This is a genomic window from Streptomyces sp. Edi2, assembly GCF_040253635.1.
Taxonomy (GTDB): domain Bacteria; phylum Actinomycetota; class Actinomycetes; order Streptomycetales; family Streptomycetaceae; genus Streptomyces.
In genome coordinates, this window is the sequence record NZ_JBEJGX010000003.1 from 6,518,654 (window position 1) to 6,538,936 (window position 20,283).

The 20,283-nt window shown below is 71.6% G+C and carries 23 protein-coding genes; 18 read left to right on the plus strand and 5 right to left on the minus strand.

Annotated elements, in window-relative coordinates; translation table 11 throughout:
- Positions 1 to 3 precede the first annotated feature (3 nt).
- From ABR737_RS32080 to ABR737_RS32095, 4 genes are all read right to left on the minus strand, one after another.
- Positions 4 to 363: a DUF2620 family protein gene (locus ABR737_RS32080; protein ID WP_350254290.1), complete on the minus strand. Its 360-nt coding sequence runs from the start codon at positions 361 to 363 to the stop codon at positions 4 to 6.
- A complete protein-coding gene (locus ABR737_RS32085) occupies positions 360 to 764 on the minus strand; it encodes a transcriptional antiterminator (RefSeq protein ID WP_350254291.1) in 405 nt (134 codons plus the stop codon). The genes ABR737_RS32080 and ABR737_RS32085 overlap by 4 nt, the downstream gene beginning before the upstream one ends.
- A gap of 96 nt (positions 765 to 860) precedes the next feature.
- Positions 861 to 1,832 carry a GntR family transcriptional regulator YhfZ gene (yhfZ, locus tag ABR737_RS32090; RefSeq protein WP_350254293.1) on the minus strand — a complete coding sequence of 324 codons (972 nt, stop codon included), beginning with the start codon at positions 1,830 to 1,832 and terminating at the stop codon, positions 861 to 863.
- Between the two features lie 104 nt (positions 1,833 to 1,936).
- Positions 1,937 to 2,803, minus strand: a complete 867-nt coding sequence (locus tag ABR737_RS32095) for a methyltransferase domain-containing protein (protein WP_350254295.1) — start codon at positions 2,801 to 2,803, stop codon at positions 1,937 to 1,939.
- A gap of 546 nt (positions 2,804 to 3,349) precedes the next feature.
- Here ABR737_RS32095 and ABR737_RS32100 point away from each other — a divergent pair.
- The 17 genes from ABR737_RS32100 to ABR737_RS32180 all read left to right on the plus strand — a co-directional run bounded on the left by ABR737_RS32100 (position 3,350) and on the right by ABR737_RS32180 (position 17,017).
- The gene (locus ABR737_RS32100; protein WP_350254296.1) at positions 3,350 to 3,940 is read left to right on the plus strand and encodes a hypothetical protein; all 591 of its coding nucleotides are present in this window, start codon (positions 3,350 to 3,352) and stop codon (positions 3,938 to 3,940) included.
- Positions 3,941 to 4,096: 156 nt separating this feature from the next.
- Positions 4,097 to 4,537: a 30S ribosomal protein S16 gene (gene rpsP / locus ABR737_RS32105; protein WP_030080385.1), complete on the plus strand. Its 441-nt coding sequence runs from the start codon at positions 4,097 to 4,099 to the stop codon at positions 4,535 to 4,537.
- Positions 4,538 to 4,539: 2 nt separating this feature from the next.
- On the plus strand, positions 4,540 to 4,779 hold the full coding sequence (locus ABR737_RS32110; protein WP_350254297.1) for an RNA-binding protein: 240 nt from the start codon (positions 4,540 to 4,542) through the stop codon (positions 4,777 to 4,779).
- A gap of 171 nt (positions 4,780 to 4,950) precedes the next feature.
- Positions 4,951 to 5,496 carry a ribosome maturation factor RimM gene (gene rimM / locus ABR737_RS32115; RefSeq protein WP_350254299.1) on the plus strand — a complete coding sequence of 182 codons (546 nt, stop codon included), beginning with the start codon at positions 4,951 to 4,953 and terminating at the stop codon, positions 5,494 to 5,496.
- Positions 5,496 to 6,305, plus strand: coding sequence for a tRNA (guanosine(37)-N1)-methyltransferase TrmD (trmD, locus tag ABR737_RS32120; protein ID WP_350254300.1), 810 nt, complete (start codon positions 5,496 to 5,498; stop codon positions 6,303 to 6,305). Before rimM ends, trmD begins: the two co-directional genes overlap by 1 nt.
- A gap of 133 nt (positions 6,306 to 6,438) precedes the next feature.
- Positions 6,439 to 6,786 carry a 50S ribosomal protein L19 gene (rplS, locus tag ABR737_RS32125; protein ID WP_018087148.1) on the plus strand — a complete coding sequence of 116 codons (348 nt, stop codon included), beginning with the start codon at positions 6,439 to 6,441 and terminating at the stop codon, positions 6,784 to 6,786.
- A 96-nt stretch (positions 6,787 to 6,882) separates the two neighbouring features.
- Positions 6,883 to 7,647 (plus strand): signal peptidase I, encoded by a 765-nt coding sequence (gene lepB / locus ABR737_RS32130; protein WP_350254302.1) that lies wholly within the window; start codon positions 6,883 to 6,885, stop codon positions 7,645 to 7,647.
- The gene (gene lepB, locus ABR737_RS32135) at positions 7,640 to 8,797 is read left to right on the plus strand and encodes a signal peptidase I (protein WP_350254304.1); all 1,158 of its coding nucleotides are present in this window, start codon (positions 7,640 to 7,642) and stop codon (positions 8,795 to 8,797) included. Before lepB (ABR737_RS32130) ends, lepB (ABR737_RS32135) begins: the two co-directional genes overlap by 8 nt.
- The gene (gene lepB, locus ABR737_RS32140; RefSeq protein WP_502964414.1) at positions 8,730 to 9,710 is read left to right on the plus strand and encodes a signal peptidase I; all 981 of its coding nucleotides are present in this window, start codon (positions 8,730 to 8,732) and stop codon (positions 9,708 to 9,710) included. Before lepB (ABR737_RS32135) ends, lepB (ABR737_RS32140) begins: the two co-directional genes overlap by 68 nt.
- A gap of 54 nt (positions 9,711 to 9,764) precedes the next feature.
- The gene (gene lepB / locus ABR737_RS32145) at positions 9,765 to 10,493 is read left to right on the plus strand and encodes a signal peptidase I (RefSeq protein ID WP_350254305.1); all 729 of its coding nucleotides are present in this window, start codon (positions 9,765 to 9,767) and stop codon (positions 10,491 to 10,493) included.
- Positions 10,494 to 10,566: 73 nt separating this feature from the next.
- A complete protein-coding gene (locus tag ABR737_RS32150) occupies positions 10,567 to 11,046 on the plus strand; it encodes an NUDIX hydrolase (RefSeq protein ID WP_350257002.1) in 480 nt (159 codons plus the stop codon).
- A 38-nt stretch (positions 11,047 to 11,084) separates the two neighbouring features.
- Positions 11,085 to 11,393, plus strand: a complete 309-nt coding sequence (locus tag ABR737_RS32155; protein ID WP_003980220.1) for a DUF2469 domain-containing protein — start codon at positions 11,085 to 11,087, stop codon at positions 11,391 to 11,393.
- A 397-nt stretch (positions 11,394 to 11,790) separates the two neighbouring features.
- Entirely contained in the window at positions 11,791 to 12,171 is a 381-nt protein-coding gene (locus ABR737_RS32160; protein WP_350257003.1) for a YraN family protein, read from the plus strand.
- Positions 12,171 to 13,832: a YifB family Mg chelatase-like AAA ATPase gene (locus ABR737_RS32165; RefSeq protein WP_350254308.1), complete on the plus strand. Its 1,662-nt coding sequence runs from the start codon at positions 12,171 to 12,173 to the stop codon at positions 13,830 to 13,832. Before ABR737_RS32160 ends, ABR737_RS32165 begins: the two co-directional genes overlap by 1 nt.
- A 138-nt stretch (positions 13,833 to 13,970) precedes the next feature.
- The gene (dprA, locus tag ABR737_RS32170) at positions 13,971 to 15,152 is read left to right on the plus strand and encodes a DNA-processing protein DprA (protein WP_350257004.1); all 1,182 of its coding nucleotides are present in this window, start codon (positions 13,971 to 13,973) and stop codon (positions 15,150 to 15,152) included.
- 361 nt (positions 15,153 to 15,513) lie between these two features.
- Entirely contained in the window at positions 15,514 to 16,350 is an 837-nt protein-coding gene (gene whiG / locus ABR737_RS32175) for an RNA polymerase sigma factor WhiG (RefSeq protein ID WP_088800290.1), read from the plus strand.
- Between the two features lie 127 nt (positions 16,351 to 16,477).
- Entirely contained in the window at positions 16,478 to 17,017 is a 540-nt protein-coding gene (locus tag ABR737_RS32180) for a TetR/AcrR family transcriptional regulator (protein ID WP_350257005.1), read from the plus strand.
- 277 nt (positions 17,018 to 17,294) lie between these two features.
- Here the strand turns inward: ABR737_RS32180 and ABR737_RS44000 are convergent, their stop codons facing one another.
- Complete coding sequence (locus ABR737_RS44000) at positions 17,295 to 18,959, minus strand: murein hydrolase activator EnvC family protein (protein ID WP_502964415.1); 1,665 nt, start codon at positions 18,957 to 18,959, stop codon at positions 17,295 to 17,297.
- A gap of 340 nt (positions 18,960 to 19,299) precedes the next feature.
- Here ABR737_RS44000 and rpsB point away from each other — a divergent pair, with 340 nt between their 5' ends.
- On the plus strand, positions 19,300 to 20,184 hold the full coding sequence (gene rpsB, locus ABR737_RS32190; protein ID WP_350254310.1) for a 30S ribosomal protein S2: 885 nt from the start codon (positions 19,300 to 19,302) through the stop codon (positions 20,182 to 20,184).
- Positions 20,185 to 20,283 lie beyond the last annotated feature (99 nt).

Below are 20,283 nucleotides of genomic sequence, written 5' to 3' on the forward strand. Positions count from 1 at the left end.
GCGTCAGGCCGTACGGGCGGCGATGGCGCGGGCGAGCACCGGGGTGACCGCGTCCATCCGGTCGACGGCGTAGCCGAACACCTGCTTGCCCTCGTCGAGCAGGGCCTCGATCTGCTCCGTGGTGGGGACCGACCGTCCGAAGGTGTGGCAGACGGCCGCGCCCAGCAGCCCGACCAGCACACCGAGCGAGGCCCCGGCCCCGGTGTGGCAGGTGCCGAGGAAGTAGTCCGCCTGCCCGGCCCGCAGCTGCACCGCCGCGTCCATGTCGTTGCTGACGGCGATCTCGACGCCCGGCAGCCCGAGGCCGGTCACCTGGCCGGCGACCTCGGATTTGCCGAGGCCACCGGTGAGGATCTTGGTCATGGGGTGTCCCTTCGCGGTCGGGCCGCGGACACCGCCGCGCCCGCATGCCATACGGCCAGATGCAGCGCCAGGAAGTTGACCTCCGGGCCGGGGAGCAGCGCGCCCAGCTCGCTGTGGGCCCGTCCGGCGACGTCGCGGGCCCGCGCCAGCGCCTCGGGACGGTCCGCGAGCTCTTCCGCCACCGCCGCGTCCGTACGGAACGAGTCGACGGTCTCGCCGTCCAGCAGCCGGGTCAGCGCCATCAGCAGATGGCCGGCCAGCATCCCCGCGCTGTCCTCGGTGACCGGCCGTCCATCGGCGGCCAGGGCCTCCAGCTCGGCCGTCACGAACGCGGCGACCTCCGGCCGCACCTGCCCGCTGTCGCAGAAGAGCCGGATGCGCCGGGCGAGACGGGATTCCATGGGCGGCCGTCCTTCCCTCGAAGGTCACAGTAACCAGGATTCTGTATTTTGCTCACTGACGTGCCGTCACTTCTTACCGGCGGCAGAGGCGTCGGCTCAGTACGCCGGAACGCGCTCGCCCCGCAGCACCTCGCCCTGCACGGCCGTGACCCTGGACAGCTTCACTACACCCCGCACGGCCGCCAGTGCCGCGGCCGCCGCCCCGCCGGTAGGGCCTATCAGCGCGGCACTCGTATGGCGCACCGCCAGATCGCGGGTGAACTCATTGCCCAGCGGCAACACCTGCACCTGGCCGAGCGGTTGTCCCGGTACCTCGTCGAGATTCCACACCGCCGCATCGGCCCGGCCCCGCGCCAGCTCCTCCCACGGCTGCAGGGAGGGACACGGCACCCACTCCACGTCCGGGCGGTGCGCAAAGAGCCGTTCGGTGAGCGTCCGCTGATCCTCCGAGGCCTCGTCGACGACGACCCGCAGACCGGGGGAGTCGAGCGTGCCCCCGGGCCGCAGCAACAGCCCGTGTTCGCCGGCGTAGGTGCCCGGTCCCAGGTCCGCGATCAGTTCGAGCGGCTGCTGCCCGATCAGTTGGTCGGCGGCGGAGCGCGACAGCACCGCCAGCGCGGCCCTGCCCTCGGCCACGGCTGCGACCCGGGCGGCCGCACCCCGCAGGAAGGTGATCGCGAACGGTGCGCCGGCTTCCTCGAACGCGGTCCGCAGCCCCGTCGCGAGGCCTTCGAAACGCCGGGAGTGCGGCAGTGGCATCACCGCCGGCACCGTGCCGAGGCCGGACAGGCGCCACAGGAGGGCCCGGTCCGACTCCACGAGGAAGGTACCGAGATGGCCCCGGGCGACGGTCGTGATCGCGCCCGTCTCCTCCAGGAGCCGGAGCGCGGCCTGCGCCGTGCCGTTGCCCACCCCCAGCCGCTCGGCGACGTCACGGACCCGCGGCAACCGTGCCCCCGCACCGTCGGCCTCCTGCAAAAGCAGCAGAGCCGCCAACTGCCGGGCGGCATGCCCGTTGCGGGTCAGGAACCGCTCGTCGAGGCCGTCGGGACCGTGGATGCCGTTCACACAAATGACAGTAAACAGGATCCTGGATACTGCCAAACGCCCGCCGAAATGCCGCCCCGACGCCCGCCCCCGGCACCGGCACCGCCGCCGCCCCCGGCCCCGCGCTACCTCGTCCGCGCGATCAGATAGCGGAAGACATTCGGCATCCACACCGTCCCGTCCGCCCGCTGATGCGGATGCAGTGCCTCCGCGAGCTCCTTCTCCACCTGGCGCTGCTCGGCCGCCTCCAGCGCCGCGTCGAACAGCCCCGTCGACAGCAGCCCCCGCACCGCGCTCGCCAGGTCGGCGTACCCGAACGGGCAGGCCACCCGGCCCGAGCCATCGGGCCGCAGCCCGGCCCGCTCCGCCAGTTCCTCCAGATCGTCCCGGCCGCTGGGCCACCACCCGGCCGAACCGGCGGCGTCCTCGTCCCCGGGACCGGCCGGCCGCTGCGCCACCCGCAGCAGCCCGGCCGTGGCACACCGCTCCACCGGGCCCCAGCCGCCCAGCACCACCGCACTGCCGCGCTCCGCCAGCCCCGCCGCCGCGGTGAGCGACGCCGTCAGCCCTTCGACGGTGCTCACGCAGCCCACCGGATGGAAGGCCGTGACCACATTGAAGGCGGCGTCGCCGGGCGCCGCGTCCTCCAGGCCGCCGCTGACCAGCCGGGTGTGCTCCGGCATGCCGTCCGGCGTAAGCCGTTCACGCGCCAGCTCCAGCCGGGACTCGTCCGCATCCACCCCGCTGACCTGCGCGCCCCGCGCCGCCGCGAGCAGCAGCGCCAGCCCGGAGCCACACCCCAGCCCCAGCAGGCGGGTATGGGGTCCGACCGCCAGACGGTCGTACGCGGCCTCGTAGAGCGGCACCAGCATCCGCTCCTGGATCTCGGCCCAGTCACGGGTGCGCGCCCGTGACCCGGCCGGAACGGGAGGGTCGTCGCAGCGCATGGATCCGGAGTGCGGAAGCTGGTGCCGCACGAGCGTCGGTGACATCGATAGCGCCCCTATTCGCCGAGAACCCGAAGCTGTTCCGTACCGATCGCCCCCGTGTTCGCGCGTGGTGCGCCCCCGCGATCCAGACAACTGCGCATTCGTCCGGGCGTCCAGGGGGTGCGCCGGGGTTGTCTCCCGCGCGCCCCCGTGTGCGCCGGGCCCGCTCCCTGGAGCGCCGTTCCAGGGTGCCCCGGCCGGCGCCGTTCCGCCACGGCAGCGCACGCCGCCCGGACGCTCCCCGCGCCCCTGGTGCCGTCCGGCCACCCGCCTCCACCGCCCCCTAGGGTGGGGTGCGAGCCGGTGCCGGCCGGGCACCGGCACTCCCCGTACCATCGCCGCGATGATCATTGCCCCGGTATACGACCGGCTACGCCATGCGGCGTACGCGGGGATACATACCGGCTTGAGGTGCCCTGGGCGTCTTCTGCGCAGATCTGCGCACCCGGCCCTCGGCACGCCTCATGACCGTAAACTGACTGGTACGTGCAAATTATTTGGGATGCCCCGGAATCGGAACACCGGGCGTCCCCGGCTCGTTGTCACGACGTGAGCACGACACCGCCTGTCCTCGCCGCCGAACTGGCGCTCGCCTGGGCCGATATTCAACGGCACCACCCCGAGCTGCCGGACCTGGCCGCGCCCGAGTCCCTGATCGGAGAGTCCTCGTCCGCCTGCGGCGCCGAACTCTCTTTCGAACGGCTGCTCCATGAGGCAGTCCATGGCATCGCCGCCACCCGCGGCATCCGTGACACCTCCCGCGCAGGCCGCTACCACAACCGCCGCTTCCTGGCGATCGCCGAGGAGCTGGGCCTGGACCATGCCGACGAGCCGCACCCCAGCAGCGGCTTCTCCCTGGTCACGCTCAACCCCGAAGCCAGAAGGCGCTACCGCTCCACCATCGAACGCCTGTCCAGGGCCCTCAAGGCGCACACCGCCGCCACCGCCACCGACACCACCCGCAGCTTCCGCGGTCCGGCCGCCCGGCACGGCTCCTCCGGAGGGGGCGTCCGCGTCAAGGCCGTCTGCGACTGCGGGCGCAACGTCCGCGTGGTGCCCTCCGTGCTGGCCCAGGCGCCGATCGTCTGCGGCGGCTGCGGCAAGCCCTTCCGGATCCCCGAGGTGGCCGCGGTCGGCTGACCCATGGGCGTGTGGCACAATGGCTAGCTGTACTCGACAGTCGCACAGGACCCCTCTCTCCTCCGGCTGACGCGTCCATCGGGCACCCCGAGTACCGCAACCCCACGTGGCATCCCGTTGTGCCCCACCACGTCAAGACCAGGAGACACCACTCCCGTGGCAGTCAAGATCAAGCTGAAGCGTCTGGGCAAGATCCGCGCGCCTCACTACCGCATCGTCATCGCCGACTCCCGTACCCGCCGTGACGGCCGGGCCATCGAGGAGATCGGCCTGTACCACCCGGTGCAGAACCCCTCGCGCATCGAGGTCGACTCCGAGCGTGTCCAGTACTGGCTGGGTGTCGGCGCGCAGCCGACCGAGCCCGTCATGGCCATTCTCAAGGTCACCGGCGACTGGCAGAAGTTCAAGGGCCTGCCGGCCCCGGCGCCCATGAAGGTCGCCGAGCCGAAGGCCGACAAGCGCGCCCTCTTCGAGGCCGCGGCCAAGGACTCCGGCAACGAGCCGAAGGGTGAGGCCATCACCCCGAAGGCAAAGAAGGCTGACAAGAAGGCGGACGAGGCTGCGGCCGAGTCCACCTCCGAGTCGACCGAGGCCTGAGCATGCTCGAGGAAGCCCTCGAGCACCTCGTCAAGGGCATCGTCGACAACCCCGATGACGTGCAGGTAGCCTCGCGCACCCTGCGCCGCGGGCGCGTGCTGGAGGTCCGGGTTCACCCGGAAGACCTCGGCAAGGTGATCGGCCGCAACGGCCGTACCGCCCGTGCCCTGCGGACCGTCGTGGGCGCCATCGGCGGCCGGGGCATCCGCGTCGACCTCGTCGACGTGGACCAGGTCAGCTGACAAGTTGAACACCGGCTCGGGCCGGGGAGGGCCCTCGGGCCGTCCCCGGCCCGAGTTCGTTGGTGAGGGTGCAGCCACCCTCACCACCCTCCATGGACAAACCGCCACGGTCCTCGGCCGCCTCCGCGAGAGCGGCGGCGGTGCAGCCGCAAGAAAACGGGAGAGAACAGCGTGCAGTTGGTAGTGGCACGGATCGGCCGCGCCCACGGCATCAAGGGCGAGGTCACGGTAGAGGTGCGCACCGACGAGCCCGAACTGCGGCTCGGCCCGGGCGCCGTCCTCGCCACCGAACCGTCCTCCGTCGGACCGCTGACCATCACGGCCGGCCGGGTGCACAGCGGCCGGCTGCTGCTGCGCTTCGAGGGCGTCGCGGACCGCACGGCCGCCGAGGCGCTGCGCAACACCCTGCTGATCGCGGAGGTCGACCCCGAGGAAGTCCCCGAGGACCCCGAGGAGTTCTACGACCACCAGCTGATGGACCTCGATGTCGTCACCCGCGACGGCACCGTCGTCGGCCGGATCTCCGAGATCTCCCACCTGCCCTACCAGGACCTGCTGGTCGTCCAGCGGCCCGACGGCAGTGAGGTGCTGGTCCCGTTCGTCTCCGAGATCGTGCCGGAGATCGACCTGGAGGAGCAGCGCGCGGTCATCGACCCGCCGCCCGGCCTCCTCGACGACAGCCAGGCGGACATCGCCGGCAGCCGCGGGGACAGCTGATGCGGCTCGATGTCGTCACGATCTTCCCGGAGTACCTCGAACCGCTGAACGTCTCCCTCGTCGGCAAGGCGCGCGCCCGCGGGCAGCTCGATGTGCGCATCCACGACCTGCGGGAATGGGCCCACGACAAGCACAACACCGTCGACGACACCCCCTACGGCGGCGGCCCCGGCATGGTCATGAAGCCCGAGCCGTGGGGCGAGGCGCTGGATACGATCCTCGCCTCCGGTGAGGGCGCACCGGTGATCGTCGTGCCCACCCCGAGCGGCGCCCCCTTCACCCAGCAGCTCGCCGTCGAGCTCTCGGCCAAGCCCTGGCTGGTGTTCACCCCGGCCCGCTACGAGGGCATCGACCGCCGCGTCATCGAGGAGTACGGCGACCGCGTCGAGGTCCGCGAGGTCTCCATCGGCGACTACGTCCTGGCCGGCGGAGAGGCACCGGTGCTGGTCATGGTCGAGGCGGTGGCCCGGCTGCTGCCCGGCGTCCTCGGCAACGCCGCCTCCCACCAGGACGACTCCTTCGCCCCCGGCGCGATGGCCGACCTCCTGGAGGGCCCCGTCTACACCAAGCCTCCCGAGTGGCGCGGCCGGGGCATCCCCGAGGTGCTGCTCAGCGGCCACCACGGCAAGATCGCCCGCTGGCGCCGTGACGAGGCCTTCCGCCGCACCGACCTCAACCGCCCCGATCTGATCGAGCGCGCCGACCCCGCCGCGTTCGACAAGCACGACCGCGCGATCCTGGCCGCTCTGGGCTGGTCAGCGGGCGAGGACGGCCGATTTGGGCGGACGACCGGGGCCGTGGAAGAATAGGCCGCTGCCGTGTGAGTCCGGTGCGCGCCCCTGCCACAGGGGGAACGACGCCCGCCCGACACAGCGGCATCCGACACATCATTTCCGATATCCCGTTGATGACCTGTGGCATCAGCGAAGAAAGCAGTAGGTCATGCACCTTCTCGACTCCGTCGACGCCGCGTCGAAGCGCAGCGACATCCCGGCCTTCCGCCCGGGTGACACCGTCAACGTCCACGTCCGCGTCATCGAGGGCAACCGCTCCCGTGTGCAGCAGTTCAAGGGCGTTGTCATCCGCCGTCAGGGCGCCGGCGTGCGCGAGACCTTCACGGTCCGCAAGGTCAGCTTCTCCGTCGGCGTCGAGCGCACCTTCCCGGTGCACACCCCGATCGTCGAGAAGATCGAGGTCGTGACCCGCGGTGACGTCCGTCGCGCCAAGCTGTACTTCCTGCGCGAGCTCCGCGGCAAGGCCGCGAAGATCAAGGAGAAGCGCGACAACTGAGCCGGGCCGTCCCGGCGCACGATTTTTTGCGCCGGGGCAACGCAAACCCACGCTCGCGTACGGGGTCCGGATCCGGCCGGATAGGCTCATGGCCCGATGGACACCGACGCACAGCTCACGGAGCGCGACCCCTCTCCCACCCCCGAACAGGGGCCGGAGCAGGGGTCGCGCTCCGCGCGTTTGCTCGCCCGCGCGGCCGGGCTGCGCCAGCGGCCGGCCACCCTCCTCGCGCTCTGCCTGGCCTTCGTCCTGTTGCTCAGCGCATTCGTCGCGCAGCCTTTTCTGATTCCCAGCACCTCCATGGAGAACACCCTGCAGGTCGGGGACCGGGTGCTGGTCAACAAGCTGGCGTACCGTTTCGGCAGCGAGCCGGCGCGGGGCGATCTGGTGGTGTTCGACGGCACCGGCTCCTTCGTTCACAGGGAGCAGGAGGAGAATCCCGTCACGGGACTGCTGCGCGGAGCCGGCGCGGCGCTGGGCCTGGCCCGGCCAGCCGAGACCGACTACGTCAAGCGCGTGATCGGCATCGGCGGTGACCACGTGACCTGCTGCGACGAACGGGGGCGGATCGAAGTGAACGGTGAGCCCGTGAATGAGGCGTATCTCCACCCCGGGGACGCGCCGTCCTCGGTGGATTTCGACATCGTGGTGCCGGAGGGCAGGTTGTGGGTCATGGGGGACCACCGCGCCAGATCCAGTGACTCCCGCGACCACCTCGGCGACCCCGGCGGCGGCACGGTCCCGGTGGAGAAGGTCATCGGCCGCGCGGACCTGATCACCTGGCCGGCGAGCCGCTGGCGCACCTTCGAGCACCCACGATCCTTCGACCGGATACCCGCCGCGGCAGGCCCCCATGGGTAGCCGCGGACGCCCCCGCCACGGCGGCAAGGGCACCGCCCGGCCCGGAAGGGGCGCCGACAGCCCCCGGCGGGGCCGGGGCGGGCCGGGGCCCGGCCCCGACGCCCCGTACAGCGACAGCGGGGCGTACGGCGACACTCAGGAAACCGGCGGGAGCGACGGCTCCCGGGCGGGCGGGACCGCGACCGGCAGGCGGGCGGGACGGACCGGGACGGGTGGCCGGGCCGAGCGGCGGCGTATGGCGCGGCGCATCAAGCGCCGCAGACAACGCTCCTACCTCAAGGAAATCCCCATCCTCGTCGGCGTGGCGCTGGCCATCGCCCTCGTCCTGAAGACCTTCCTCGTCCAGGCCTTCGTCATCCCGTCCGGCTCCATGGAGCAGACGATCAAGATCGGCGACCGGGTGCTGGTCGACAAGCTGACGCCGTGGTTCGGCTCCAAGCCGGCGCGCGGCGATGTGGTGGTCTTCAAGGACCCCGGAGGCTGGCTCAAGGGCGAACAGAACAAGCCCCCCGCCGACGGCGGCGCCTTCCAGCCGGTCAAGGACGCCATGACCTTCATCGGGCTGCTGCCGTCGGCCGACGAGCAGGACCTGATCAAGCGGGTCGTGGCGGTCGGCGGCGACACCGTCAAATGCTGCGACGAACAGGGCAAGGTCACCGTCAACGGCACCCCGCTGACCGAACCGTACATCCATCCGGGCAACCCGCCCTCCACGCTGAAGTTCACGGTGAACGTCCCCACCGGACGGATCTTCGTGATGGGCGACCACCGTTCCAACTCCGCGGATTCGCGCTTCCACCTGGACGAGCCGTACCGTGGCACGGTCTCGGAGGACGGCGTCGTGGGCCGGGCGGTGGTGATCGGCTGGCCGTTCAGCCACTGGCGGCGCCTGGAAGAGCCGGACACCTTCACGACCGTGCACGACGCGCCGGGCGCCAAGGCGTCGGCGGCAGGCGCTCCGCATAGGCTGTCCCCTGAGAGTTTGACCGTACTCCCGACCCCTGCGGAACTCCCGCTCGTTATGGGAGTGGTGGGCCTGCGCCGGTTGACGGGCAGGCGAGTGCGTGGAGTGAGGAGCAGATGTGGGGGACTTGGCGGTCGGCGCGCGGTCCGGAACCGAAGAGCCCGAAGAGCCGGCAGGACGTGGTGAGACCACGCGGCCGGCGGCGAGTTCCGTGCATCAGTCACCAGCTCGGTCAGGGGCGCAGGCCCAGAGTTCACCTTCGGCGGACCCTTCGGACACGTCCGATACGTTGGACATGTCAGCGGGCAAGGAGGAGAGCGGCGGCATGAAGAAGGCCAAGAAGCCGCGCGCCTTCTGGAAGGAGCTGCCGATCCTCATCGGGATCGCGCTGCTCCTCGCGCTGCTGATCAAGACATTCCTGGTACAGGCGTTCTCGATCCCGTCCGACTCGATGCAGGACACCCTGCAGCGCGGGGACCGGGTTCTGGTCGACAAGCTGACGCCGTGGTTCGGCTCCAAGCCGCAGCGCGGCGAAGTCGTCGTCTTCCACGACCCGGGCGGCTGGCTGAACGAGACGCCGACCCCTGAGCCCAACCCCGTACAGAAGGTCCTCAGCTTCATCGGCCTGATGCCCTCGGCCGAGGAGAAGGACCTGATCAAGCGGGTGATCGCGGTCGGCGGCGACACGGTCGAGTGCCATGGCACCGGCCCCGTCAAGGTCAACGGCAAGGCGCTCGACGAAGACTCGTACGTCTTCCCCGGGGCCACGCCCTGCGGCGACCGCGCGTTCGGCCCGATCCACGTTCCCAAGGGCCGGATCTGGGTCATGGGCGACCATCGCGACGACTCCCTCGACTCCCGCTACCACCAGAACCTCAAGGGCAACGGCACGGTCTCGGAGAACGAGGTCGTCGGCCGGGCGTTCACCATTGCCTGGCCCATCAACCGCTGGGCGACGCTGCCCGTGCCGGACACCTTCGACCAGCCCGGAATCAACAAGGCCATGGCGGCGACGCCGGCGGCCCTCGGCCTGGCCGGTGCGGTGCCGATCGTGATCTGGCGCCGCCGGAGGCTGACCGGAACACGTAACCCCAGGTAAGGTGCCGTCCCGGATCTTCGACGCGGGCGCGGTCCGCGGGGTGGGAGCGCTGGGATGAGCAGCAATACGGAACGCAGGACCGACGGCCGCGGCCGGACGACGGGCAGTGTGCTGTCCGGTCTGGCCGTGGCCGTCGGCTGTGTGCTGTTCCTGGGCGGCTTCGTATGGGCGGCGCTGATCTACCGCCCCTATACGGTGCCGACCGACTCGATGACGCCGACGATCGCGGTCGGGGCGCGGGTCCTGGCGGAGAAGGTCGACGGCTCCGAGATACGCCGCGGCGACATCGTCGTCTTCAAGGACTCCACCTGGGGCAACCAGCCGATGGTCAAGCGCGTCGTCGGCGTCGGCGGTGACAAGGTCTCCTGCTGCACCGAGCAGGGTCGGCTGACCATCAACGGAACCCCCGTCGAAGAACCGTATCTGCAGGGCAGCGGACCCGCGTCACCCATCGGCTTCAAGGCAAAGGTCCCCACCGGCCAGCTCTTCCTGCTCGGTGACCACCGCAGCGACTCCCTCGACTCCCGCGTCCACCTCACCGATGGCGACCACGGCTCGGTACCGCGCAGCGCCGTCAACGCCCGGGTCGACGCGCGCGCCTGGCCGCTCGGCAGCGTCGGCGTGATGCAGCGCCCGGCGGCCTTCTCCGCCTTCCCCGGCGGCACCTCGCAGCCCGGCCCGGTGCGACCCATCACCTTCGCGGTGGTCGCCGGCGCGGTCCTCATCCTCGTCGGTGCGGCCTACGGGCCCCTGGCCCGGCGTAGGGCGCGCAAGGGTGCCTGAGGAGGCAGGGCGGGGCGTCGAGGGTCCGGCCGCGGCCCAGGAGGCGGCGGCCGGTGACGTAGCGGACGCTCCCTTGGTGCGCCAGGTCTCCCGCATCGTCCTGCTCGACCCCGACGACCGGATCCTGCTGCTCCACGGCTTCGAACCGGCCCGCCCCACCGACAGGTGGTGGTTCACCCCCGGTGGTGGCCTGGAAGGCACGGAGACCCATGAAGAGGCGGCCCGCCGCGAGCTCGCCGAGGAGACCGGCATCACCGACGCCGTCCTCGGCCCCGTCCTGTGGAAGCGCCGCTGCGCCTTCCCGTTCGACGGGCGGCGCTGGGAGCAGGACGAGTGGTATTACCTGGGAAGGGCCGACCGGACTGTCACCGACACCGGCGGGCAGACTGACCTGGAGCGACGCAGCGTCTCGGGACTGAGGTGGTGGACTTCGGAGGAACTGTCCGCCTCGCATGAGACGGTGTATCCAACCAGACTCGCCGAGCTGCTGCGCACGCTGCTCGACGAAGGGCCCCCTGATGCGCCGGTGCTCCTGGAGACCGAGCGGGTCTGACGCACAATGGGGGGACGCACGGCTGAAGGGGATCTGCCATGAGCGCCGAGGACCTCGAGAAGTACGAGACCGAGATGGAGCTGAAGCTCTACCGGGAGTACCGCGACGTCGTCGGACTGTTCAAATATGTGATCGAGACCGAGCGGCGTTTCTACCTCACCAATGACTACGAGATGCAGGTGCACTCGGTTCAGGGAGAGGTGTTCTTCGAGGTGTCGATGGCCGACGCCTGGGTCTGGGACATGTACCGCCCGGCCCGCTTCGTCAAGCAGGTGCGCGTCCTCACGTTCAAGGACGTGAACATCGAAGAGCTCAACAAGAGCGACCTGGATCTTCCGGGGAGCTGAGGCGGCCGGAAGCGGCGGAGGGGGCGGGCTCCGAGCCTGCCCTGAACCCGCCCGGCGTCACCCGCACGGGTGAGCGGGTTATCCACAACCGGCTCACTGTCCACCAAGATCCAACAGGTCGGGGCGGGAGCGTCACAGTCGGTGCCGGAGGTGGTACCGCATGAACGCCATGCAGGCCGGCCGCAAGGCCGGGAACGACGCACAGACCGCGGAGCCGGCGCGGAGGGCGCGCTCAGGAGCGCCGCCCACGGAACGCAAGCCATCCAAGGGACGCAAGTCACCGGCGGTGAGGAAGCAGGCCGTCAAGCAGCCTGCTCACGGGGCACCGGTCGCCGAACGGGCAGCCGCCGTGCCACCGGCGCCCGGTCCGAAGACGGCCACCTCGACGACGCCCGGCCTGACGGCGGCCAAACCGGCCGACACCCGGCGGCGCGCACTCGGCCGCTATGGCGAGGACCTGGCCGCCCGGCGGCTCATCGAGGCCGGTATGCGCATCCTGGACCGCAACTGGCGCTGCCGCGACGGAGAGATCGACATCGTCGCCGCCGACGGCGACGCCCTGGTGGTCTGCGAGGTCAAAACCCGCCGCGCCGGCTGGTACGAACACCCCATGGCGGCCGTACGTCCCGAGAAGACCGCCCGCCTGCGGCTACTGGCGGAACGCTGGCTCGAACGGCACGGTGGCCCGCCACCCGGAGGCGTACGGATCGATGTGGTCGGTGTCCTCCTGCCGGCCCGCGGCGCCCCGGTCGTCCAGCACGTCCGAGGGGCGGCCTGATGGGATTCGCCCGGACCTGCTCCGTCGCGCTGGTGGGCGTCGAAGGCGTCGTCGTCGAGGTCCAGGCCGACCTGGAACCCGGCGTCGCGGCCTTCACCCTCGTCGGACTGCCTGACAAGAGTCTCATCGAGTCCCGCGAGCGGGTGCGGGCCGCGGTCGTGAACTCCGGCACCGAGTGGCCGCAGAAGAAGCTCACCGTCGGCCTCAGCCCGGCATCCGTGCCCAAAGGCGGCAGCGGCTTCGACCTGGCCGTGGCCTGCGCGGTCCTCGGCGCCGCCGAACGCCTCGACCCCCGCGAACTCACCGACCTGATGATGATCGGCGAACTGGGCCTGGACGGCCGGGTCCGTCCCGTACGCGGAGTGCTGCCCGCCGTACTGGCCGCCGCCGACGCCGGATACCGCCAGGTCGTCGTCCCGGAGCAGACCGCGGCCGAGGCCTCGCTGGTCCCCGGCGTCTCCGTCCTCGGCGTCCGCAGCCTGCGCCAGCTCATCGCCGTCCTCGCCGACGAACCGGTACCCGACGAGGAAGATCCCCGCGAAGAAGGGCGCCCCGACCCGCTGCTCGCCGGGCTGGTGATGCCCGGCACCGGCGTCAGCGCGGGCCTGCCGACCGGTGGCCACACCCCCGACCTCGCGGACGTCGCCGGACAGCACAGCGCCCGCCGCGCCCTGGAGGTGGCCGCCGCCGGACGCCACCACATCTTCTTCAAAAGCCCGCCCGGCGCCGGCAAAACCATGCTCGCCGAACGCCTCCCGGGGCTGCTGCCACGACTGTCCCCCAAGGAATCCCTGGAGGTCACCGCCGTCCACTCGGTGGCCGGCACCCTCCCACCGGGACAGCCGCTCCTCCACCGGCCGCCCTACTGCGCCCCGCACCACTCCGCGACGATGGCATCCCTCGTGGGCGGCGGCACCGGACTGCCACGCCCCGGGGCCGTATCCCTGGCCCATCACGGTGTGCTGTTCGTGGACGAGGCCGCCGAGTGCAGCCCACGCGTCCTGGACGCGCTCCGCCAGCCATTGGAATCCGGCCAGGTCGTCGTCGCCCGCGCGGCGGGCATGATGCGCATGCCCGCCCGTTTCCTCCTCGCCCTTGCCGCCAACCCCTGCCCGTGCGGACGGCACGGCACCCCCGGCGGCGACTGCGAATGCCGGCCGTCGTCCATCCGGCGCTACCGAGCCCGGCTCTCCGGGCCCCTGATGGACCGGGTGGACCTCCGGATCGCCGTCCAACCGGTCGCCCGCTCGGAACTGGTCGCCCTCGGCCGCGGCGCCGAATCCACCGCGACCGTCGCCGAACGCGTCCACGCCGCCCGCGAGCGCGCCGCAGCCCGCCTCGCCGACACTCCATGGCGGACCAACAGCGAGGTGCCAGGCCATGAACTGCGCACCCGCTGGCAGGTCGACCCGGGCGCTCTGGCCCCGGCTGAACGTGACCTCGAATGCGGTCTCCTCACGGCCCGCGGCCTCGACCGAGTCCTCCGCGTCGCCTGGACCGCCGCCGACCTGTCCGGCCGCGACCGCCCCACCGGCGAAGACGTCAACTGGGCCCTGGAACTCCGCACGGGGGTACGCCGCGGCGCGCCGACAGCAGCGGGCGGGGGCGGGGGCAAGCGCACGGCCACGACGACCGCCGCCCAACCGCAGGGACAGGTGTGAGCGATGACCAGCACCGACGCATGGGGCTTTGCCACGAGTGATCCCGTCACCGCCACGCCGGGCCGGAGCCGGCAGCCCGCCCCGACCGAGCCGGGCCCCGCCGCACACACGGCAACCGAGCCACATCCTGCACAGCCGATGGCAGCCGGCCGGCGGTCCGCCCGCCGCGAGGGACACGAACCGCAGCGCACCGCCCGCGCCGCCCTCACCCGCATCCTCGAACCGGGTGACGAAACCGCCGGCCGCTGGTTACGCGAAATGGGCCCGGTGGCCCTCTGGCACGCCCTCTCCGACGACGCGGCGGACCCTCCCACGGGCTCCACCCCGGCCAAGATCGCGGGCCTGCGGCTACGGGCCGCCCGGGCCCGCCCCACCGCGGACCTCGATGCCATGACCGCGCTCGGCGGCCGGTTCCTCTGCCCCGGGGACGACGAATGGCCCGGCCAGCTCGACGACCTCGGGGACGCCCGCCCCATCGGCCTGTGGGTACGCGGGGCGGCCAACCTCAGGCTGTGGGCGCTGCGCTCCGTCGCCGTCGTCGGCGCCCGGGCCTGTACCGACTACGGCGCGCACCTGGCCGCGACCCTCAGCGCCGGACTCGCCGACCGGGGCTGGGCCGTTGTCTCCGGAGCCGCATACGGGGTCGACGGCGCGGCTCACCGCGGCGCGCTGGCCGCGGACGGCGCAACCATCGCCGTCATGGCCTGCGGCGCCGACCACGCCTACCCCCGGGGCCACACCGAGTTGATCGGCCGGATCGCCGAACAAGGCTTGGTGGTCGCCGAGTTACCGCCCGGCGACCATCCCACCCGCAGCCGCTTCATCCAGCGCAACCGCGTCATCGCCGCACTCACCAGAGGCACCGTCGTCGTGGAGGCCGAGCTGCGCAGCGGCTCACTGGTCACCGCCCGGCAAGCGCTGGCCCTCGGCCGCTTCACGATGGGCATGCCGGGCCCGGTCACCAGCAGCCTGTCCGCCGGGGTACATCAACTCCTGCGCGGCGAGGCCGCGGTGGTCACCGGCGCCGACGAGGTCATCGAACTCGTCGGCAGCATCGGCGACCTCGCTCCCGAGCAGCAGGGCCCGACCCGCATCCGCGACCTCCTCGATCCCGTCGCGACCCGCGTACTGGAGGCGCTGCCCGCGCGCGGCAGCGCGGGCACCGGCCGTCTGGCGGAGGAAGCCGCCACGCCCCGCGAGGTCACACAGCGCAAACTCTTCGAGCTGTTGTCCCTCGGATTCGTGCAAAGGTGCGGTGATCGCTGGGAGTTGGCGCGACGCGCCGAGAGGACTGAGGGTTCCCGGCGAGGCGGTACTTGACCTGGGGCGAACGGGTGAAAGGGTGAGGGGAATGACCGCAGAATCCAGGTTTGCCGTGCTTCGGGGCACGGGGCCGATCCATGGGGAGACGGCGATGTGGCGCAGGGGATGGACGAGGTCCCGCACACCGCGTCACCGCGTCCGCCCGCACGGCCCTCCCGGGGTCCGCGTCCGGCTCCCTGTCCGGGTGTCGCCACGCCGTACGAGGTAACCCTGAGGTGCGGGCAGCGGAACGTATCTGCGCACGCCCGAACCTGCCGTCCTCGCGCACCGCGACGCTTCGGTCACGCTACGCTCACAGGCACTTCAACCCTCATACATCCATCCACCCGTGTCTCGGCAGAACGGCTCAAGGCGACGAATGCCCCAGCACACCTCCGGGTCTGATCGTGCGGCTGTACCACCCGCCGCGCGCGGCAGCGTGCGCCCCGCCCCGCCCACCTCGCTCGACGAGTTGTGGCGCTCCTACAAGGCGTCGGGCGACGGGCGGCTGCGAGAACAGCTGATCCTGCACTACTCGCCGCTGGTCAAGTACGTCGCCGGCCGCGTCAGCGTCGGCCTGCCCCCCAACGTCGAACAGGCCGACTTCGTCTCCTCCGGAGTCTTCGGACTGATCGACGCCATCGAGAAGTTCGAACCCGAACGCGCCATCAAGTTCGAGACCTACGCCATCACCCGGATTCGCGGCGCAATGATCGACGAGCTGCGCGCTCTGGACTGGATTCCGCGCTCCGTGCGGCAGAAAGCCCGTGCCGTCGAACGCGCCTACGCCACCCTCGAAGCGCAGCTGCGCCGTACCCCGTCCGAGGCCGAGGTCGCCGAGGAGATGGGCATTGCGCTGGAGGAACTCCACGGCGTGTTCAGCCAGCTGTCCTTGGCCAACGTGGTCGCCCTGGAAGAGCTCCTGCACGTCGGCGGCGAGGGGGGCGAACGGCTGAGCCTGATGGACACCCTCGAGGACACGGCCGCCGAGAACCCCGTCGAGATCGCCGAGGACCGCGAACTGCGACGGCTGCTCGCGCGCGCCATCAACACCCTCCCCGAGCGCGAGAAGACCGTGGTCACGCTCTACTACTACGAAGGGCTCACGCTCGCCGAGATCGGCAATGTCCTCGGCGTCACGGAGAGCAGGGTCAGCCAGATCCACACCAAGTCCGTACTCCAGCTCAGAGCGAAGCTCGCCGACGTCGGACGCTGAGTCACCCTCCGGACGCCCGGGCTTTTCGCGGGCCGTGTCGCCATGCGGAGTGCCACGCGGGGCGTGCCATCCGTAGAGTGGTGAGGTGCCCAGGATTCGAGCGGCCTCTGTGGCCGAGCACCGGACGATGCAGCGCGGCGCCCTTTTGGACGCTGCCCGTACCCTGCTGTCCGAAGGCGGTACGGAAGCACTGACCTTCCCCGCCCTCGCCGAGCGCACGGGCCTCGCGCGCTCTTCCGTGTATGAGTACTTCCGCTCGCGCGCCGCTGTCGTGGAAGAGCTGTGCGCCGTCGACTTCCCCGTATGGGCCGCCGAGGTGGAGGCGGCGATGGAGAGCGCCGACACGCCCGAGGGGAAGGTCGAGGCATATGTGCGACGGCAGCTCGCCCTGGTCGGTGACCGGCGCCACCGGGCCGTCGTCGCCATTTCGGCAGGTGAACTGGACGCCGGTGCCCGGGAGAAGATCCGCGCGGCCCACGGCGGACTGATCGCCATGATCGTCGAGGCGCTTGCCGACCTCGGCCATGCACAGCCCCGACTCGCGGCCATGCTCCTCCAAGGAGTCGTCGACGCCGCGGTCCGCCGTATCGAACTCGGTGCCGCAGAAGACCCGGACGAGATCACGGAGGCGGCGGTCGCCATGGCCCTCCGTGGCGTCCGCGGCTGAGGGGGCCTCCCCCCCCGCCCCCCTCCCACCCCACCTCCGCCCCACCCCACTCGTTGGCTCCGCAGCCCGCAGCCCGCAGCCCGCAGCCCGCAGCCCGCAGCCCGCAGCCCGCAGCCCGCAGCCCGCAGCCCGCAGCCCGCAGCCCGCAGCCCGCAGCCCGCAGCCCGCAGCCCGCAGCCCGCAGCCCGCAGCCCGCAGCCCGTCGGTCGGTCGTCGGGCTCGTCGTGCAGCGATGGCGGGCCTCGCTCTACAGGGCTGCCTCTGCGGCAGACCCGCACTACGCCCGAGCGCCACTGCTCCCTATGCTCTGCCCCTCCGGCTCCCGCTCCCGGCTGTCAGGGCTGGCTCGTGACCACCCACCGTCCCGCCGGAGGCTGAGCTGCTCTCTACCCGGCTGCGTCGGCACGTCCTTTTTGTCCCCAGTCGGCCCAGTCCGATGGAGCCGGCCGAGTGCCCAGACGGCCGCTGCCACGAGCCCGGCTGCTCCGATGAGGGCGGCTCCTGTCGGCGCCGGCTCCCGGTGCTGAGCTGTTGGTTTCGCCGCTACCGCTGCATGCGCCGGGCCGGCTGTTCCCGAATGCCGGGGGACCGTGAGGTCGGCCGCAGGTACGGGAACCCCGAAGACCGGCAGCAGGCGCGAGGGGCCGCCGCGGAGCATGCTGCGGGGCAGCAGGGAGAACGGATCCAGGTAGCTCTTGCCGCGGCGCAGGCCCCAGTGGAGGCATGGCGCCCGGCAGTGGAACGGGCCGCGCTGCAGGATGGCGACCGGCTGACCTGCGGCGACGCGTTGGCCCTTGTGGACCGTGGGCCGCACGGGCTCGTAGGTGGTGCGTAACGGAGGGCGGCCCGAGCGGGATACCTCGATCGTCAGGACGCCACGGCCGGCGACGGTTCCGGCATACGCCACCCGGCCGGGTGCCGCTGCCCGTACCACTGCGCCGGTGGGCGCGGCCAGGTCCACACCCCGGTGCCCAGCCGCCCAGGGTGAAGGGGGCGGCTCCCAGCCGCGCACCACCGTGGGCCCTATGCCGTCGGCCCCTCCCACCGGCCACGCTCTGTCCCCACCAGAAGGGTCGGCCCGCGCCGATGCCTCGCGACGGGCTGCCGCTCCGGGGCGTGCCACCGGCTCGCGACTGGGCATTTCCGGCACATCCTGGGCGTGCGCTCCGCCCGCCGGTGGTCCCACTCCGTCGGCACGTGCCGCACCCGCAGGCCCATCCGCCACCCTCTCCACCTGGTGCTGCATTCCGCGCTCCGCCCTCACGGCCAAGGACGGAGCGGCGGCAGCGCTCGCCGGTACGGGAAACAGAGCGGCGAGCAGGGCGGTCGCGGCAGGGGCCAGGAGTACACGCAGAGCACGGGCCGGGAAGAAGCAGCTCGGCCCATATCCAGTCGGTTCCGCGCGCGGCGTCGGCGGTAAGGATGTCGGCGGCCGGAAGCGTGGCCGGGGAGGGAGGACAGGAGGAGGGAGGACTGGAAGAGGGAGAGGACAGCGCGGTGGAGAGGGCGAAGGAGCAGGAGAAAGAGGCGGAGGGCAAAGAGGCGGGGAAGGGAACAGGGGCGGGGAGGCGAGCGGGGACTGGGAGGGGGCGGGAGACGGGACGAGGTCCGGCGGGCGCTGCGGTTGGCTGCGATCCGGCTCGTGCCGCCTGTCGCGGTCCGGCTCGTGCCGCCCGGTGCGGGCCCGCCCGGGTCGGCCGCAGTGGACCGTGCCGGGTTGCCCGCGATGGACCGGGCCGGGCCGGTGCCCGCGGAAGCGGCTGACGGCGCGGCGGAGCGTGGTCGAGCCGGAGCCGGAGCCAGACCCCGGCCCGGAGCCGAAGCCAGACCCCGACCCGGAGCCAGACCCGGATCCGGATCCGGATCCGGAGTGTGGTTCAGGGCGTCGTCGAGTGGTCGGTCGCGGAGTGCGCTGCAGGTTCGGTTGTGTGTTCCGTCGCATGTCCCGACGGTGGCGCAGTCCGCCGCCACGCGGGGATCTTGGTCGGAAGCTGTGGATCGGCGGGCGGTTGTGGACAACGGTGTCACCCGCGCGGGGATCGAAATGGTGTGTGTCGCCCGGTGCATCGGCCGTCCCGTACACTTCTGATGGCGATCCGGGTCACCGGGTCGACTTCGCACGCCCCGCCGTCAGTGCACCAGTCCCTTTCGGGCAGCACGACGGCCGCGCTCCTCGGTCCTTGGACGGCCCCGCAAGGTGCTTTCCTCGGCAGGCGCGTCGGGGCGTCAGGCACCGCGGCCGACCGGCCGCAGTGGAACCGAGCAAAACAAGGAGTACGGCCATGGCCGTCGTCACGATGCGGGAGCTGCTGGAGAGCGGCGTCCACTTCGGGCACCAGACCCGCCGCTGGAACCCGAAGATGAAGCGCTTCATCTTCACCGAGCGCAACGGCATCTACATCATCGACCTGCTCCAGTCGCTGTCGTACATCGACCGCGCCTACGAGTTCGTCAAGGAGACCGTCGCCCACGGCGGCTCGGTCATGTTCGTCGGCACGAAGAAGCAGGCCCAGGAGGCCATTGCCGAGCAGGCGACCCGCGTGGGCATGCCCTACGTGAACCAGCGCTGGCTCGGCGGCATGCTGACCAACTTCTCGACCGTCTACAAGCGCCTGCAGCGCCTGAAGGAGCTCGAGCAGATCGACTTCGAGGATGTGGCCGCCTCCGGCCTCACCAAGAAGGAGCTCCTGGTCCTCTCCCGCGAGAAGGCCAAGCTGGAGAAGACCCTGGGCGGTATCCGCGAGATGCAGAAGGTGCCCAGCGCCGTCTGGATCGTGGACACCAAGAAGGAGCACATTGCCGTCGGTGAGGCGCGCAAGCTCAACATCCCGGTCGTCGCGATCCTCGACACCAACTGCGACCCGGACGAGGTCGACTACAAGATCCCGGGCAACGACGACGCGATCCGCTCCGTCACCCTGCTCACCCGCGTGATCGCCGACGCCGTCGCCGAGGGCCTCATCGCCCGCTCCGGTGCCGCCACCGGCGACCAGAAGCCCGGCGAGAAGGCTGCTGCCGCCGAGCCGCTGGCCGAGTGGGAGCGCGACCTGCTCGAGGGCGAGAAGAAGGCTGACGACGAGGCCCCCAAGGCCGAGGAGAAGCCCGCCGAGGAGGCCGCTCCGGCCGCCGAGGCCGAGAAGCCGGCCGCGGACGCCGAGCAGGCCTGACCCGCAGCATCCGGCTGATGACGGCGGGGGAGGGCGCCACGAGCGCCGCCCCCGCCGTCCACCCGTAGATCTTTCGACTTCGAGATTTCGAGAAGAGAT